Origin of the sequence: Variovorax sp. H27-G14 (genome assembly GCF_046156345.1) — a bacterium.
Lineage (GTDB): Bacteria > Pseudomonadota > Gammaproteobacteria > Burkholderiales > Burkholderiaceae_C > Variovorax.
Window position 1 is genome coordinate 540328 of the sequence record NZ_JAYLVN010000001.1, and the last position, 15245, is coordinate 555572.

The window sequence follows — 15245 nt, forward strand, 5'->3', positions numbered from 1 at the left end:
ATCGCGGCATGGACATCTCCGCCGTCTCAGCACTCCCCGCGCGCGAACGCATCCTGCTCACCGCGCACGACCTCTTCTATGCAGACGGCATCCGCGCGACCGGCGTCGACCGCGTCATTGCGGCATCGGGCGTCACCAAGGTCACCTTCTACCGGCACTTTCCGTCGAAGGACGACCTGGTGCGCGAGTTTCTCGACCACCGGCACACGCGCTGGATGGCCTGGTTCGTCGATGCGCTGGGCCGGCGTGGTGCGCACGAGCGTGCCGGCGACGCCGGTGCCCTGCTCCTGCTGGCCGACGTGATGGCCGAATGGTTTGCCGACCCGGTGTTTCGCGGCTGCGCCTTCATCAACGCCACGGCCGAAGTGGGCGCCAGCGTGGAAGGCGCACTGCAACGCGCACGCGCGCACAAGCGCGAAATGGTCGAGGTCATCGCGGGCCTGCTGCCCACGGGGCTGTCGTCTCGCATGGCGCTGGCACAGGCGGCCGGGCTGGGCATCGACGGCGCCATCGTCAAGGCCCAGATGGGCGACGCGGCCGTGGCGCGCGAGGCGGTCGACGACCTGCGCCGGCTGCTCGACGCCCTGGCGGCAGCCGCGGCATGAATGCCCCCACGCGCCTCCCCTCGACCCAAGGCCTGCTCGCCTTCGAGGCCCTTGCACGGTTGCGCAGCGTGAACCTGGCGGCCGAAGAACTCAGCGTGACGCCCAGCGCGGTGAGCCACCGCATCCGCCAGCTCGAGCTGCTGCTGGGCCTGAAGTTCTTCGTGGGCAGCGACTTCAGCCTCAGCGCCGACGGCGTGGCCTACCTGGCCCGCGTGCGCGAGGCCATCGCGGCGCTGCAGCAGGTGCCCGGGCGTGAACCCGCATCGCAGGTGCGCCGGTTGCGCGTGGCGGTCACGCCCACCTTTTCGCGGCAGATGCTCTTGCCGCGGCTGGCCCGGTTTCGCGACGCCTATCCGAACATCGAGCTCATGCTGCAGGTGACCACGCCCGTGCGCAACATGACGGCCGAAGAGGCCGACATCGAGCTGCGCTTCGGCCCCGGCCCTTTTCACGACCGGGAGTTTCTGCAACTGCTGGCCGACGAGATCACGCCCGTGTGCAGCCCCGCCTACCTGCAGCGCCACGGTCCGTTCGACGACTTCGCGACCGACGCGGGCGTCTCGCGTGCCCAGCTGCTGCGCACCCCGCTGGAGGCATGGCGCACCTGGTTCCAGGCCTGCGGCATTGGCCTGCCGGAGCCGGCCACGGGCCACCAGTTCAACGACCTGGGCCTGGCGCTGGACGCGGCGGCCGAAGACTTCGGCGTGGTGCTGATGCACCTGCGCCTGGGCAGCGCCTGGCTGGAGAGCGGGCGGCTGGTGCGGCTGTCGGCGCGCAGCGTGCCTTCGCCCAATGCCTACTTCCTGTGCTGGCGGCCGGGGGCGATGGAGCGATGGGAATGCGCCACCTTCGTCGAGTGGCTGCGCGAGGCGCTGAAAAACTGATGCAGGGCGACTGAATTTATTTCAGTTGCCGTGCCGGTTTTTTTCAGATGGCCGCTGGAGGTGCCTGCGGATAATGGTCGGTTCGCCCCCGCCTTTACACAACGACCAGCCAGGAGACAGCCCGTGTCCGACCTTTCCAAGATCACCAGCATCGAAGACCTGCGCCTGATCGCCAAGCGGCGTGTGCCCAAGATGTTCTACGACTACGCCGACTCCGGCGCGTGGACCGAAGGCACCTACCGCGCCAACGAAAGCGACTTTCAAAAGATCAAGCTGCGCCAGCGCGTGGCCGTGAACATGGAAAACCGCTCGCTGCGCACCACCCTGGTCGGGCAGGAAGCGGCCATGCCGGTGGCCATTGCGCCCACCGGCCTCACCGGCATGCAGCATGCCGACGGCGAGATCCTCGGCGCCCGCGCGGCCAAGGCCTTCGGCATTCCGTTCACGCTGTCGACCATGAGCATCTGCTCGCTGGAAGACATTGCGGAGAACACCGACCGGCACCCGTTCTGGTTTCAGCTGTACGTGATGAAGGACCGCGACTTCATCGAGCGGCTGATCGAGCGCGCCAAGGCCGCCAACGTGACCGCGCTGCAGCTCACGCTGGACCTGCAGATCCTGGGTCAGCGCCACAAGGACATCAAGAACGGCCTCACCGCGCCGCCCAAGCCCACGCTGAAGAACCTCATCAACCTGGCCACCAAGCCGCGCTGGTGCATGGGCATGCTGGGCACCAAGCGGCGCACCTTCGGCAACATCGCGGGCCATGCCAAGGGCGTGAAGGACCTGTCGTCTCTGTCGTCCTGGACCGCCGAGCAGTTCGACCCCGCGCTGAGCTGGGCCGACGTGGAGTGGATCAAGAAGCTCTGGGGCGGCAAGCTCATTCTGAAGGGCGTGATGGACGTGGAAGACGCGCGCCTGGCGGCCTCCAGCGGCGCCGACGCGCTCATCGTGTCGAACCACGGCGGGCGCCAGCTCGACGGCGCGCCCTCCTCCATTGCGGCGCTGCCCGCCATCGTCGATGCGGTGGGCACCGAGATCGAGGTGTGGATGGACGGCGGCATTCGCAGCGGACAAGACGTGCTGAAGGCCCGCGCACTGGGCGCACGCGGCACGCTCATTGGCCGCAGCTTTCTCTACGGCCTGGGCGCCCACGGCCAGGAAGGCGTGACGCGCGCGCTGGAAATCATCCGCAAGGAGCTGGACATCACCATGGCGTTCTGCGGGCGCACGAACATCGACGACGTCGATTCGAGCATCCTGCTGCCGGGCACCTTCTGAGGCCCTGCCAAGGCGCTTCCAACGCTTTGGTGAAGGCCACGTCGGGGGTAGGCCGATGCGGTGCCGACTGACACGCCACAGCGGGGTGGCGGCGCAGAATGTTCGGGCAACAACAACATTGCCCACCGGCATAAAAAGGCACCATGAGCGCAGTCACGCCTGTTCACGGAGGCCCCGCGGCCTCATCCTCAGAAACTTCTCTTCCCCACTACTCCGCCGAAGAAAAACGCCACCGCGTCTTCGCGATCATGGCGGCCTCTTCAGGCAACCTGGTCGAGTGGTTCGACTTCTATGTGTACGCGTTCTCGGCGCTGTACTTCGCGCCGGCCTTCTTCCCCAAGTCGGACCCCACCGCGCAGTTGCTGAACACCGCCGGCGTGTTTGCCGCGGGCTTTCTCATGCGGCCGATCGGCGGTTGGCTCTTCGGCCGCGTGGCCGACCGGCTCGGGCGCAAGACCTCGATGCTCATTTCGGTCACCATGATGTGCGCCGGCTCGCTGGTCATCGCCTTCTTGCCGACCTATGCGCAGATCGGCGCATGGGCGCCCTTTCTGCTGTTGATGTGCCGGCTGTTCCAGGGGCTGTCGGTAGGCGGCGAATACGGCACCACCGCCACCTACATGAGCGAGGTGGCACTGCGCGGCCAGCGCGGCTTCTTCTCGTCGTTCCAGTACGTCACGCTCATCGGCGGCCAGCTGCTCGCGGTGCTGGTCATCGTGGTGCTCGAGCAGTTGCTGACCGAGGCAGAGCTCAAGGCCTGGGGCTGGCGCATTCCGTTCGTCATCGGTGCCATTGCCGCGGTGGTGGCGCTGCTGCTGCGCCGCACGCTGCATGAAACGCAAAGCGCCGAGGCCAAGGCCAACAAGGAGGCCGGCAGCATGTCGGCCCTGTTCAAGCACCACACACCGGCCTTTCTTACCGTGCTGGGCTACACGGCCGGCGGCTCGCTGATCTTCTACACCTTCACCACCTACATGCAGAAGTACCTGGTGAACACGGTGCACCTGCCGATCAAGACCGCGAGCTACGTGATGACCGGCGCGCTGTTCGTCTACATGTGCATGCAGCCGGTGTTCGGCGCCTTGTCGGACCGCATCGGGCGGCGCAACAACATGCTGCTGTTCGGCGGGCTGGGTGCGCTGGCCACCGTGCCCATTCTCACGGCGCTGCAACACACCACCAGCCCGGTGCTGGCTTTCCTGCTGATCATTCTGGCTCTGGCCATCGTGAGCTTCTACACGTCGATCAGCGGCATCGTGAAGGCCGAGATGTTTCCGCCCGAGGTGCGCGCGCTGGGCGTGGGGCTGGCCTACGCGGTGGCCAATGCGATCTTCGGCGGCTCGGCGGAGTACGTGGCGCTGGGACTCAAGTCGCTGGGGCACGAGTCGGTGTTCTTCTGGTACGTGAGCGGCATGATGGTGCTGGCCTTTGTGGTCAGCCTGCGCCTGCCGCGCCAGGCCAGCTATCTGCATCACGATCACTGAGCGGTTTAAGCCCCTTTGTTCGGCCAATTCAGGCGCCGGAGCGCGGGACATACTTCGGGCCTCCAGAGGAAAGAGGCATGAAGTCAAAGTTGGAAAGCGCAGCCGTGTGCGGCGCCGCCGTGCTCATTGGCGGTGCGTTGATCGGTATCTTCGCGGCCTACCCGCCGCTCACACCCGGCGACTGGGCGGCCTGGGCGCAAGCCTTCGGCTCGATCGCGGCCGTGGGGCTGGGCCTGTGGGTCGTGCAGCGGCAACGCACGCTTGAAATGCGCCGCCATGCAGAGCTGGCGGCGGCCGCAAGGCTGTCGCTGCACCAGGGCGCACTGCAACTGGTGGGCGCCGTTTACCAAGTCTCGGAGAAGGTCAAGTCGCACCCCGACGAAACCGCGCTCGACCTGCTGCACCTGTCGCTGGAACTCGAAGGCGTGACCGCGGCCCTGGCCTCGGTGGATCCCCTGCGCTTCGACATGCCACGCGCAATCGACGCGCTGCTGGTGGCGCAGGCGGCCTCCCGAAAACTGCTGTCGCACCTGCAGCGCGCCTACGACCTGTCGCTCGACGGGCGCGGGCACAAGTGGGCGCCGGTGAAGGAATTTGCCGAGCAGGCAAGCGAGGCGGTGAAGCCGCCAATGGAGGCGCTTCGCGCGGCACTGGGCGAGATGCAAGAGGCGCCTACGCCCAATTGAGACAAGCGTATTTCAAACTGCGCGAAGCGGTGAAGCTTCCGCGCGGAACATCGCTCTGCGTCTTTTGAGCCACGCGAACCGCTCAATGCGCTGCTTGAAGACAAACGACAAATCGGTTGTCTTCAAACATTCAACACCCGGGCCTGCCGTCGAATTGCCGCTTTAACAAGCCGGCAATTGCACTTATTCGGCGCCCAGCCGCTCCGTGACTTCGTGCTTGCCCAAGCCCCGCACCGAAGCCAGGCTTTCCAATTGCGCCGCCCTGGGGCGTGCCTTGCCTTGCTCCCAGTGGTAAATGGTTTGACCTGACACGCCCACCAGCTTCCCATAAGAAGCGGCGGAAATGCCCAATTTGGTGCGGTGCGAAGCCAGCCGCCCCGCGCTGAAACGCCGCTTGGTTTCGCCGTCGCCCGCGTCGTCGGGCTCGCTGGCACGCGCGCTGCGGGCCGAGCCCTTTGCCACGCTGCGCAGTTCTTTTTCCAATGCGCTCACCTGGCGGCGCAGCGCAGCAATGGCCGCGCGGTGCTGCACAGAGGCCTTCTTGAGGGTTTCGATTTCCACGCGCACTTCCTTGCGGGCGACACGTGAAATTTCAGACTTAAGGATGGAGGCAATGTTTGGCATGCCGGCATTGTGCCCAGCAAATGTAAATCTGCTGTAAGAATCTTAAATTTCCAAACAGTCCCAATTTGAGTCTTTGGATTGCGCCGGCAAACGCAATCACGCGCGGTTTTTCACGGGGCGCGCAATGGCACCCGGCTTTCGAGCAAGGGCGGTTGCCACGCCGGCTGAATGTGGCAGCCGTTCTTGCCGTCGGTGTCGTAGCGCGGCATCAGGGCCTTGCAGCGTTGCGCCAGGCCTTCGGGCGTGGGCTTGTCGCCCTGGTCGATCCATTCGAGCAACGCGGCGAAGAGCGCGGGGTATTCCGAATCGCTCAGGTAGCTGTGCTCGTGCTCGCTGCTGAAGCTCTGCACCAGCAGGCTGCCGGTGCCGGCTGCATCGCGGATGCGGCGGTACGAACTCTCCAGCTCGACAAAGGCCGTCGGGTCGTCGATGGCATGCAAGCCCACGGTGGGCAGCGCGGTGCGACCGGTGGGCTGGCTGTCGGCCGCCAGTGCGCCCTTGGCCTGCGGGTCGGCCGCATAGCGCGCCACGCCGGCGTTCAGCGCCGCGTCGTCGGCCGAGCCGCTGTAGACCACGCCGATGTTGCCGAAGGGGTTGCGCCCGCCCAGGCGCTTTTGCACCACGTCCTGGAACAGCCAAGTCGCCCAGCCGAGGTGGCCGAGCAGCGAGCGCTCCTGGATCTTCACGACCGACAGAATGGTCTTCAGGTGCGCGGCCTGCTCGGGCGTGCGTTGCGCGGTGGGCAGGCCGACGCCGGTGCAGGCCTTCACGCGCTGCGCGAGGTCGGCGCGCGTGAGCTTGGCGTCCATGGGCAGGCCCATCCACAGCGGGTACTGCGGCTCGTCGGGGCGCGGATGGTTGCGGCAGACGTACTGGTACACCACGCGCAGGTCGAGCCTGAAGTCGTAGTTGCTGTTGCCGCCGCCGATCACGCCGCTGGTCAGCAGCAAGCCGTCATAAGGGCCCTTCGCACCGCCGGCGGGGGCATACAGTTCGGCCGCCTTGGCAGCGACGCCGCCGCCATAGCTCTGGCCGTGCAGCAGCGTGCGGCGCGGCTGGCCGAAGTAGCGCACGAAGATCTGGCGCAGCCGCTCGGTGTCTTCGGCGGCCATGGTCACGCCGTAGCCGCCGCGCCGGTAGGTGGAGCCGGCCCAGGCGTAGCCGGCCTTCACGGTGACGGCCCAGCGCTTCAGGTCTTCCTCGCTGCGCTCCAGCTTGGGCGGGCCGGTTTCGGGGCCGCCGTGGGCGTGCATGACGAGCACGCCCTGCTCGCGGCTCCAGTCCTTCGGAATGGCAATCCAGTAGAGCGCGCCGGTGCCGTCTTCACCGGTGTAGCAGCGCGCGGCCTCGGGCACGGGCGCGGGGCAGGCGGTGGCCTTGGGCGAGCCCGATGCCGCGTGCGCGCACAGCAAGGGCGCCGCGCCGATCAGCGCGCAGGCTGCAAGGCGGTAGAAATTTTTGTTCAATGCCGTACTCCGAATTCCAGCGCCGCATTCGTACCAGGGTTGGCAACGAACGCAAGCACGCCGCTGTTGAAGATGAAACTGCCCGGCCGCCCCGCATCGGCCTGCGCCACGCCGGGCACGGGCGTGTCGTAGCTCAGCAGCGCCGCCGCGCCCCCCAGATTGAAGCCGCTGCCGGCCACCGTGGCATCGTGGTTCTCGCCCTTGACACTGACCATGGCGTAGCTGCCGTCGGCCACGCCGGTCAGCAGGCCTTGCTGCAGACCGAATACACGCAGGCCCGCGTTCGACGCCGATTCGCGCACCAGGTGCAGCGGCACCGCCACGCCGTTCACCAGGCCGATCACCATCGAGCCGGTGAGCGTGCCGCCGGTGGTCGCGGCGCTGCCGGTGGGCGAGGTGGTGAACAGGTCGAAGGCGGCGCGCGCGGTGTTGTAGGCGAGGTAGCCCTTCTCGGTCTGCGTGCAGGCCGCGTCGTAGACCATGAAGCCGCCCGAAACCGGGTCGCGGCAGTACTGGAAGGTGCCCGCGTTGCGCAGCCGCACCGACAGCGACTGTGCAGCCGTGCCGCCCGTGCCCTGCTGCACGCCCACCGCGTTGAAGATGTTCGCGACCGACTTGAAGTCGCCCGACACCGGCGCCGCCGCAAAGCTGTTCTGAAACGCCAGCAGGGGCGCGAAGCCGCCGCCGCTCGGCGCGTTGACGCCGCCAGAGATCACGCCGCCCGGCGCAAAACTGAACACCGCGCCGCTCTCGGCGCTCGAATAGCTGCAGTTGCCCTCGGCGATCAGCGTGCCGGTGCGCTGCGTGCCCGCGGCGCGCTGCAGGCTCGCGTCGATGGTCACGGTGTAGGCCATGGTGGCGGGGTCGATCTGCACGCGCAGCTCTTCGCCGAAGCTGTTGCCGCCCTTGTAGCTGGTGACGGAGGCCGGCAGGTTCGGGCAGGCCAGCGGGTCGCCCACCTCGGTCACGCAGTTGTAGTTGACGGCCGCGTCCAGGCTGCCGCTGCCGCGGTACCTGGGCCACGACGGAAACTGGCACAGCGGGCGCGTGCGGCCGTAGGTGCCGGCCACCGCGTCCACCGCGATGCCGGTGGCGGGCGCAAGGCCGGCCTCCACCCAGCCTTCGAGCGCGGCCAGCGAGTCCCAGTTGGGAATGAAGCTGCCAGTGCCATGGCCCATGCCGGGCACGGTGTAGAAGCGCACGGCCTTGTCGACCGCCGCCTGGCCCACGGTGGCAATGAGCTGCCTGTAGTAGTCGATGGTCGAGTTGGGGCTGATCACTTCGTCGGCCAGGCCGTGCAGCATCAGCAGCCGCCCGCCGTGCGCGAAGAACGGCGCCAGGTTCGGGTTGGTCGCGTCGGTGAGGTTCGACACCTCGGTCACCCGCGCGGCATACGCGCCGGGGTCGAGCGGGTCGAAGCCCAGCGTGTCGAAGCCCGCGATGCGCGTGACGAAGTACTTCACCCACTGGTCGCCGGTGACGTACATGTTGGCGTCGGCCGAGGTGGCCGGGTTGCCCGGCACCTTGCGCGTGCCAAGGTCGCGCGTGGTGTACGGGCCCGCCACCAAAGCCCCTTCGAGCAGGTTGTAGCCGCCCGCGCGCTTCACGCCGTTGGCCAGTGCGTAGGCCGTGAAGTCCAGCGGCGACTCGATGGCGCGCACAGTGGCCAGCTGCGCGTCCGACAGGCAGGTGTCGCCCGTGTCCGCGCCGCCGCCGCAGCGCAGCGACGCCAGGATCTGCGTGTTCAGCAGGCGGCAGCTCTCCACGTTGCTCACCAGGTTGTCGGCCGCGCCGTCGAGCTTGTCGCAGGCCTGCATGACGCTCTTTTGCACCAGCAGCGTCTTGGCCACGTTCATCCAGCCCGCGCCCGCGTTGTTGTACAGCGCGCGGCCCACGGCCACGTTCGACAGCCGCGTGCCGGTGTAGGCGAGCGCGGGCTCGTTGGCGATCACGCCGTCGTAGTCCAGCGGCCAGCGCTGGATGTAGCTCAGCGCGTCGCGCCCGCCGGTGGAGGTGCCCAGGAAGTACGCATGCCTGGGCGCCATGCCGTAACGCGCGAGCACCAACGCCTGCGCCACGTCGCGCGTCTTCTTGAGCGACAGGCCTCCGTAGTTGGCCAGTTGCTCGTCGTTGGCCGCGAATTTGCCGTCGGTGATGCTGCCGGACTGGTGGCCCGAATCGTCCCCGTAGGTGGCGTAGCCCAGCGCCAGCGGCGCGGGCTTGCCGGCGGGGCCGAAGCGAATGGCCTCGGTGCCGTCGATGAGCACGCCGTCGAAGCCGCCGCCGCCGAAGTGAATGGTCTTCTGGTTCCACTGCTCGGGCAGGTTCACCGCGAAGTTGATCTGCTGCGAGGCCGCATCTACCGGCGCGATGGTGCCGCGCACGCGGCAGTAGTCGCCCAGCGTGTTGCCCGCGTCGCCGGCGGCCACGGGCGTGGCGCTGGTAACGGTGGCGCCCTGCGTGGGCAGGCTGATGAGCGAGGCGGGCAGACTCTTGCCGGCGAGGTCGGCGCAGGCGACGACCGGTTGCACGGGCGGGGGCGGCAGGTTGTCGGGCGGGTCGTTGGCGGGCGGGTTGTCGCCGCCGATGACGGGCGGTGTCGACGGGGAAGGCACGGTCGGGAAGAGGCTGCCGCCCCCTCCCCCACTGCCGCCACCACAGGCGGCCATAGCCAGCGAAGCGCCGATGGCGCAAAGAACGGCACGAAGCCTGGGTGCGGGGCGCGCTGTACGCATGAATTTGTCTCCGGCATGCAGCCTCGGTGGGCTGCTTTTTTGAATGGGCGGCCGGACGATAGATTCGCAGTGACCTAGGGTCAAATAAAATAATAAGGCACTTCTCATACCAAAAACATATGGACATTCGCGCGCTTCGCTACTTCGCCGCCGTGGCAGAAACCGGCCACATGACGCGTGCGGCCGAGCAACTGGGCATTCAGCAGCCGCCGCTGAGCCTGCAGATCAAGGCGCTGGAACGCGAGCTGGGCGTGCTGCTGTTTCGCCGCCATCCGCGCGGCGTGGCGCTCACCGATGCGGGCCGGCTGTTTCAGGCCGAGGCGCTGCGCATGCTGCAGGACATGGCGGCCATGAAGCAGCGCATGGCGCGCGTGGCCAGCGGGCAGGCCGGCACGCTGGCGGTGGGCTTCACCAGCTCGGCCGCGGCGCACCGCTTCATGCCCGAGGCGCTGCGCGCCTTTCGCCGCGCCTACCCCGCGGTGGAACTGCAACTGCGCGAGGACAACGCCGCCGAGCTCACCGACGCGCTGGCCGCTGGCCGCCTGCACTGCGGCCTGCTGCGTGTGCCGGTGGCGCGGCCCCAGGGACTGGTGTTCGAGACGCTGCTGCGCGAGCCGGTGTGGGTGGCCATGCCCAGCGACCACCGCCTGGCCCTGTCGCTCGGCAAGAAAGGAAAGGCCGCGCGCCCCTTGCCGCTCGCCAAGCTGTGCGAGGAAGGCATCATCCTCGTGCGCCGCCCGGGCGCCCCCGGCCTCTATGCCGACCTGCTCGCGCTGTGCCACGCCAAGGGCCTGCGCCCGCGCGTGGTGGCCGAAGTCGATCGCATGATGACCAACCTGAACCTTGTGGCCGCCGGTGTCGGCCTGTCGGTGGTGCCGGCCTCCATGACCGGCGTGCATGCGCATGCCATCGCGTATGCGCGGCTGGCCGACGGCGGGCAGCTGGACGCGCCGCTCACGCTGGTGTCGCGCGCGGAAGAAGACAACCTGCCCGCGCAGCATTTCGCCGCGCTGCTGCGCAAGCTGGCCGCCGAGAATCCGGGGTCATGAGCGTGCCTGCGCGTCGTCGTTTCATTCAAGTTGCAGGCACCGCCGTTGCCGCGGCGTGTGCGGCACCGCATTGGCTGCAGGCCGCGCCGGGCATCGGGCCGAGCCGGCCGGTGCGGCTGATCGTGGTGTACCCGCCCGGTGGTGTGAGCGACGGCATGGCGCGCGTGCTGGCCGACCCGCTGGCGCAGGCGCTGGGCGTGCCGGTGCTCATAGAAAACCGGCCCGGCGCGGGCGGCAGCCTGGGCATGGACACGCTCGCGCGCTCGGCGCCCGATGGCAGCACGTTGGCCTTCTCGGCCATCAGCCCGCTCACGCTGCATCCGCTGATTTCGCATGGGCGCGGCGGCACATCGAATGACACGCTGCGCGGTGGCATATCCAATGACCCGCTGCGCGGCGTCGTGCCCGTGGCCAGCGTCATGCGCACGCCGGTGCTGGTGGTCGGCACGCCGGCCTTCACCGGCCGCGGCTTCGGCGCGCTGATTGCGCAGGCGCGGCAGCAACCCGGCGCGGTGCGCTGGGCCACGTCGGGCGTGGCCACCATCGGCCACCTGGTGCTGGCGCAGGTGCGCGTGCAAAGCCGCACCGACATCACGCACATTCCCTACCAGGGCGGCGGGCCGCAGCTCAACGATGCGCTGAGCGGGCAGTTCGAGGTGCTGTCGACCAATGTGGCGGCGCAGCAGTTGCAGTACATCGAGGGCGGGCGCTTTCAGCCGCTGGCGGTGGGTTCACCCGCGCGCATCGAGGCATTGCCCGAGGTGCCCACGCTGGCGGAGCTGGGCTTCGAGAAGGCCAACCGCGATTCGCTCTTCGGCATCTTCGCCCCGGCACGCACGCCCGGCGCGCTGGTGCAGCGGCTGAACACGCAGATCAACCGCGTGCTGCGCAGCGACACGGTGCGCGAGCGGCTGCAAGGGGCCTACAACCTGCCCGCCGGTGGGAGCAGCGAAGACTTTGCACGCGAAATTGCCGCCGACCTGCGGCGCAACCGCGAGCTGATGGCGGGCGACCGGTCGCAGTTCGACTGACCGGCTACTTTTCAGCCACCCAGAGCCGCGGATAGTCGTGCACGAAGCCGTCTTCCGTCACGCCCAGCGTGGCCGCGTAATCGAAGCGCTTTGCCTGGTAGGCGTATTCGGCGGCGCCGGTGCGCTGGTAGCGCTGCGTGAGTTCGCTGAGCACGCCGCCGCCGTCCACGTCGAGCCAGGCCGCCGACGCATCCGCGCTCTCGTCCTGCGACAGGTTGAGCCGGCGCAGCTGCAGCAGGTTGGTGGCGGGCGTGAAACCCAGGTCCAGGTCCACGCAATGCGACAGCTCCGGCACGGCCTCGTCGTTGAGCTTCCAGTGACCGTGCGCGTCGCGCACGATCGACAGGTCGATCGCCGACGCGCCCAGCCAGCCGCGCACCGTGCCCCACTGCGTGTGCCAGTGCAGGTCGCACCGCACGCGGTAGTGCAGCTGGCCGATGCGGCCGTCTTCAAGGCGGAACACGGCCGCGCCGTCGAGCTGCCAGGCCGATGCGTTGCGTTCGAGACGGCAGGCATCGTGACCCGGTGCATCGAGCCTGCGCCAGAGGATGGAGGCGACGGTTTGCATGGCGCGCATGATGGCACCGGCATGCTGCAGTGCGCAAGCAATGACCCGCAGGGACTGGAGGTGGCGGTCAGGTTGGGACAAGCCTGCCGTGGGGGCATGGCGCGGTCGGCGCCAACCGGACACGCGCGCGGAGTGCCCAGGTCGGTGCCGCACAATGCCCGGCAAATGACCTTCAAGCTACCCGCAGCGCTCGCGCTGACCCTGTTCGCCATGTCGCTCCCAGCGAGCCAGGCGGCCACCGCGCTGCAAGATGGCGACATCGTTTTTCACACCTCCCGCTCCGCGCAGAGCGTAGCTGTACAGCGCGCCACCGGCTCTCGCTACAGCCACATGGGCATCGTGCTGTTGCGCGGCGGCAAGCCCTACGTGTTCGAGGCGGTGCAAACCGTGCGCTACACGCCGCTGGCGCAATGGACCGCGCGCGGCAATGGCGGGCATTACGTGGCCAAGCGCCTGCGCAATGCCGACACGCTGCTGACCCCCGGCGCCATCGCCCGCCTGCAAGCCAGAACCGCAGACTTCGAAGGCCGCCCCTACGACCTGACCTTCGAATGGTCGGACCAGCGCATCTACTGCTCCGAGCTGGTGTGGAAGCTGTACCAGCGCGCGCTGGGCGTGCGCATCGGCGAGCTGCAGAAGATCCGCGAATTCAATCTGACCGACCCGGCGGTGCGCGCCAAGATGCGCGAGCGCTACGGCGACACGGTGCCCATGGACGAGCCGGTGATCTCGCCCGTGGCCATGTTCGACTCGCCCTTGCTGGTGACGGTGGAAAAACGCTGACCCGAATCGCCCCGCGTGCGCACGCAGCGTCCGGGCGCGAGACAATTGTTTCCGTGAGTTCTTCGAATCCGTCTTCCCAGACACCGCCCATCCGCCGCATCGCGCACCTCGACATGGACGCCTTCTACGGCTCGGTCGAGCTGCTGCGCTATCCGCAGCTCAAGGGGCTGCCGGTGGTGATCGGCGGCGGGCGGCGCCGCGTGGACGAGGCCATTCGCGACCTGCCCGAGGGCGGCACGCTGGCCGACATTCCGGTCGATTCGTTCCCGCGGCTGAAGGACTACACCGGGCGCGGCGTGATCACCACCGCCACCTACCCGGCGCGCCAGTTCGGCGTGGGCTCGGCCATGGGCCTCATGAAGGCCGCCAAGCTGTGCCCGCAGGCCATCATCCTGCCGGTGGACTTCGACGAATACCGGCGTTATTCGCGCGCCTTCAAGCAGGTGATTCTGGAGGTGGCGCCGCTCATGGAAGACCGCGGCGTGGACGAGGTGTACATCGACTTCACCGACGTGCCCGGTGGCCAGCGCGACGGCGGGCGCTCGCTGGCGCGGCTGCTGCAGAAGGCCATTCTGGGCACCACCGGCCTGACCTGTTCCATCGGCGTGGCGCCCAACAAGCTCATCGCCAAGATGGCGAGCGAGTTCGAGAAGCCCAACGGCATCTCGGTGGTGTACGAGGACGACCTGCAAAGCCGCATCTGGCCGCTGCCGTGCCGCAAGGTGAACGGCATCGGCCCCAAGGCCGACGAAAAACTCAAGCGCCTGGGCATCGAGACCGTGGGCCAGTTGGCGGCGCACGACCGCGACTGGCTCGTCGCCCACTTCGGCAAGGCGACCGGCGCGTGGATGCACGAGGTGTCCTGGGGCCGCGACGACCGGCCCGTGGTGACCGAGAGCGAGCCAGTGTCGATGAGCCGCGAGACCACCTTCGAACGCGACCTGCACGCCGTGCGCGACCGCGCCGAGCTGGGCGCGATCTTCACGCAGCTGTGCGAGAAGCTGGCCGAAGATTTGCAGCGCAAGGGCTATGTGGGCAAGACGATCGGCATCAAGCTGCGTTATGACGACTTCAAGATCGCCACGCGCGACCAGACCATCGAGCGTTTCACCGCCGACGCCAAAACCATTCGCCAGACCGGCGGACAGTGCCTGAAGCGCGTGCCGCTGGAGCGCCCGCTGCGGCTGCTGGGCGTGCGCGTGGGGGCGCTGGCGAAGGCGGGCAGCCCCGAGGCATTGGCGCCCGCGGGGGCGCAGCGCGCGGCGTCGGAGCCGGTAGCGACCACGGCATCTCTGTTCTGACGACATGCTGAAACGCCTGCTTCTGCGCATTGCATTCGCCCTGTTGGGGTTGCTTGCATTGGTCGGCCTCTATGTGGCCACGGCCAGCGCGCTGGTCTTCTGGCCGGCCAATGCGAAGCCATCGGCCGAAGTGGCTGCAGGCGTGCCTGCTGAAGTGCAGGCCTGGGTGCTGAGCAACGGCGTGCACACCGACTATGTGTTCCCGATTCGTTCGGCCACGGTCGACTGGTTGCAGGTGTTCCCGTTGAGGGACTTTCGCGCACCGCCGCCCGATGCCGAGTTCATTGCCATCGGCTGGGGCGACCGCGAGTTCTACCTGAACACGCCGACGTGGGGCGACCTGACGGCCCGGCGTGCTTTCGGGGCGCTGTCGGGTGGCAACCGGGCGCTGGTGCATGTGAGTTATTTGCGTCGCGCGCAGCTGGGGCGCGGGGCCTTTGCCGTGCCGCTGTCGCAGGTGCAGTACGCGCAGTTGGTGGACTATGTTCGCGCCGCGCTGCCGCAGGGTCAGGCCACGCCGATTGCGGGCGCGCATTACGACAACCAGGACGCGTTCTACGAAGCCAACGGAGGCTACAACCTCTTCGAGACCTGCAACACATGGAGCGGACGCGGGTTGCGGCAGGCGGGGGTTCCGGTCAGTCGGTGGACGCCGTTCGACTTCACTGTCACTTGGCATTTGCGGGCTGCTGTGCCTTGAAGCGTCGCGCGCACTGTTCAGGGCGCGCTCAGGAGGGCGGGGTACCTT

14 protein-coding genes are annotated in these 15245 nt (G+C 68.1%); 10 read left to right on the top strand and 4 right to left on the bottom strand.

Annotated elements, in window-relative coordinates:
* Nucleotides 1-8: 8 nt before the first annotated feature.
* The 5 genes from VLK31_RS02540 (at nt 9) to VLK31_RS02560 (ending at nt 4940) form a co-directional block, all read left to right on the top strand.
* Nucleotides 9-605, top strand: coding sequence for a TetR/AcrR family transcriptional regulator (locus VLK31_RS02540; protein ID WP_409166797.1), 597 nt, complete (start codon nt 9-11; stop codon nt 603-605).
* A complete protein-coding gene (locus VLK31_RS02545; protein ID WP_409166798.1) occupies nt 602-1489 on the top strand; it encodes a LysR substrate-binding domain-containing protein in 888 nt (295 codons plus the stop codon). The genes VLK31_RS02540 and VLK31_RS02545 overlap by 4 nt, the downstream gene beginning before the upstream one ends.
* Before the next feature lie 123 nt (nt 1490-1612).
* Entirely contained in the window at nt 1613-2770 is a 1158-nt protein-coding gene (locus VLK31_RS02550; protein ID WP_409166799.1) for an L-lactate dehydrogenase, read from the top strand.
* A 143-nt stretch (nt 2771-2913) separates the two neighbouring features.
* Nucleotides 2914-4254, top strand: a complete 1341-nt coding sequence (locus tag VLK31_RS02555) for an MFS family transporter (RefSeq protein ID WP_409166800.1) — start codon at nt 2914-2916, stop codon at nt 4252-4254.
* Between the two features lie 77 nt (nt 4255-4331).
* Nucleotides 4332-4940 carry a hypothetical protein gene (locus tag VLK31_RS02560; RefSeq protein WP_409166801.1) on the top strand — a complete coding sequence of 203 codons (609 nt, stop codon included), beginning with the start codon at nt 4332-4334 and terminating at the stop codon, nt 4938-4940.
* A 183-nt stretch (nt 4941-5123) separates the two neighbouring features.
* Here VLK31_RS02560 and VLK31_RS02565 read toward each other — a convergent pair whose 3' ends face one another.
* The 3 genes from VLK31_RS02565 to VLK31_RS02575 all read right to left on the bottom strand — a co-directional run bounded on the left by VLK31_RS02565 (nt 5124) and on the right by VLK31_RS02575 (nt 9765).
* Nucleotides 5124-5564 carry a helix-turn-helix domain-containing protein gene (locus VLK31_RS02565; protein ID WP_409166802.1) on the bottom strand — a complete coding sequence of 147 codons (441 nt, stop codon included), beginning with the start codon at nt 5562-5564 and terminating at the stop codon, nt 5124-5126.
* 110 nt (nt 5565-5674) lie between these two features.
* Nucleotides 5675-7045: a hypothetical protein gene (locus VLK31_RS02570; RefSeq protein WP_409167350.1), complete on the bottom strand. Its 1371-nt coding sequence runs from the start codon at nt 7043-7045 to the stop codon at nt 5675-5677.
* The gene (locus tag VLK31_RS02575; protein WP_409166803.1) at nt 7027-9765 is read right to left on the bottom strand and encodes a tannase/feruloyl esterase family alpha/beta hydrolase; all 2739 of its coding nucleotides are present in this window, start codon (nt 9763-9765) and stop codon (nt 7027-7029) included. The genes VLK31_RS02570 and VLK31_RS02575 overlap by 19 nt, the downstream gene beginning before the upstream one ends.
* A gap of 119 nt (nt 9766-9884) precedes the next feature.
* On the opposite strand from VLK31_RS02575, the gene VLK31_RS02580 reads away from it, so the two are divergent.
* Both VLK31_RS02580 and VLK31_RS02585 read left to right on the top strand, forming a co-directional pair.
* Nucleotides 9885-10814, top strand: a complete 930-nt coding sequence (locus tag VLK31_RS02580) for a LysR substrate-binding domain-containing protein (RefSeq protein ID WP_409166804.1) — start codon at nt 9885-9887, stop codon at nt 10812-10814.
* Complete coding sequence (locus tag VLK31_RS02585) at nt 10811-11845, top strand: Bug family tripartite tricarboxylate transporter substrate binding protein (protein WP_409166805.1); 1035 nt, start codon at nt 10811-10813, stop codon at nt 11843-11845. The genes VLK31_RS02580 and VLK31_RS02585 overlap by 4 nt, the downstream gene beginning before the upstream one ends.
* 4 nt (nt 11846-11849) lie before the next feature.
* Here VLK31_RS02585 and VLK31_RS02590 read toward each other — a convergent pair whose 3' ends face one another.
* The gene (locus VLK31_RS02590; protein WP_409166806.1) at nt 11850-12413 is read right to left on the bottom strand and encodes a putative glycolipid-binding domain-containing protein; all 564 of its coding nucleotides are present in this window, start codon (nt 12411-12413) and stop codon (nt 11850-11852) included.
* A 165-nt stretch (nt 12414-12578) separates the two neighbouring features.
* Here VLK31_RS02590 and VLK31_RS02595 point away from each other — a divergent pair, with 165 nt between their 5' ends.
* The 3 genes from VLK31_RS02595 (at nt 12579) to VLK31_RS02605 (ending at nt 15197) form a co-directional block, all read left to right on the top strand.
* Nucleotides 12579-13196, top strand: coding sequence for a YiiX family permuted papain-like enzyme (locus tag VLK31_RS02595; RefSeq protein ID WP_409166807.1), 618 nt, complete (start codon nt 12579-12581; stop codon nt 13194-13196).
* 113 nt (nt 13197-13309) lie between these two features.
* The gene (locus VLK31_RS02600) at nt 13310-14497 is read left to right on the top strand and encodes a Y-family DNA polymerase (RefSeq protein ID WP_409167351.1); all 1188 of its coding nucleotides are present in this window, start codon (nt 13310-13312) and stop codon (nt 14495-14497) included.
* A 4-nt stretch (nt 14498-14501) separates the two neighbouring features.
* Nucleotides 14502-15197 (top strand): TIGR02117 family protein, encoded by a 696-nt coding sequence (locus VLK31_RS02605; protein ID WP_409166808.1) that lies wholly within the window; start codon nt 14502-14504, stop codon nt 15195-15197.
* The last annotated feature ends 48 nt before the right edge of the window (nt 15198-15245 follow it).

Excerpts from the sequence above, each read along its gene's own strand:
- VLK31_RS02540 (WP_409166797.1), top strand. The coding sequence starts at position 9 with ATGGACATCTCCGCCGTCTCAGCACTCCCCGCGCGCGAACGCATCCTG.
- VLK31_RS02545 (WP_409166798.1), top strand. The coding sequence starts at position 602 with ATGAATGCCCCCACGCGCCTCCCCTCGACCCAAGGCCTGCTCGCCTTC.
- VLK31_RS02555 (WP_409166800.1), top strand. The coding sequence starts at position 2,914 with ATGAGCGCAGTCACGCCTGTTCACGGAGGCCCCGCGGCCTCATCCTCA.
- VLK31_RS02560 (WP_409166801.1), top strand. The coding sequence starts at position 4,332 with ATGAAGTCAAAGTTGGAAAGCGCAGCCGTGTGCGGCGCCGCCGTGCTC.
- VLK31_RS02565 (WP_409166802.1), bottom strand. The coding sequence starts at position 5,564 with ATGCCAAACATTGCCTCCATCCTTAAGTCTGAAATTTCACGTGTCGCC.
- VLK31_RS02575 (WP_409166803.1), bottom strand. The coding sequence starts at position 9,765 with ATGCGTACAGCGCGCCCCGCACCCAGGCTTCGTGCCGTTCTTTGCGCC.
- VLK31_RS02580 (WP_409166804.1), top strand. The coding sequence starts at position 9,885 with ATGGACATTCGCGCGCTTCGCTACTTCGCCGCCGTGGCAGAAACCGGC.
- VLK31_RS02585 (WP_409166805.1), top strand. The coding sequence starts at position 10,811 with ATGAGCGTGCCTGCGCGTCGTCGTTTCATTCAAGTTGCAGGCACCGCC.
- VLK31_RS02590 (WP_409166806.1), bottom strand. The coding sequence starts at position 12,413 with ATGCAAACCGTCGCCTCCATCCTCTGGCGCAGGCTCGATGCACCGGGT.
- VLK31_RS02595 (WP_409166807.1), top strand. The coding sequence starts at position 12,579 with ATGACCTTCAAGCTACCCGCAGCGCTCGCGCTGACCCTGTTCGCCATG.
- VLK31_RS02600 (WP_409167351.1), top strand. The coding sequence starts at position 13,310 with ATGGACGCCTTCTACGGCTCGGTCGAGCTGCTGCGCTATCCGCAGCTC.
- VLK31_RS02605 (WP_409166808.1), top strand. The coding sequence starts at position 14,502 with ATGCTGAAACGCCTGCTTCTGCGCATTGCATTCGCCCTGTTGGGGTTG.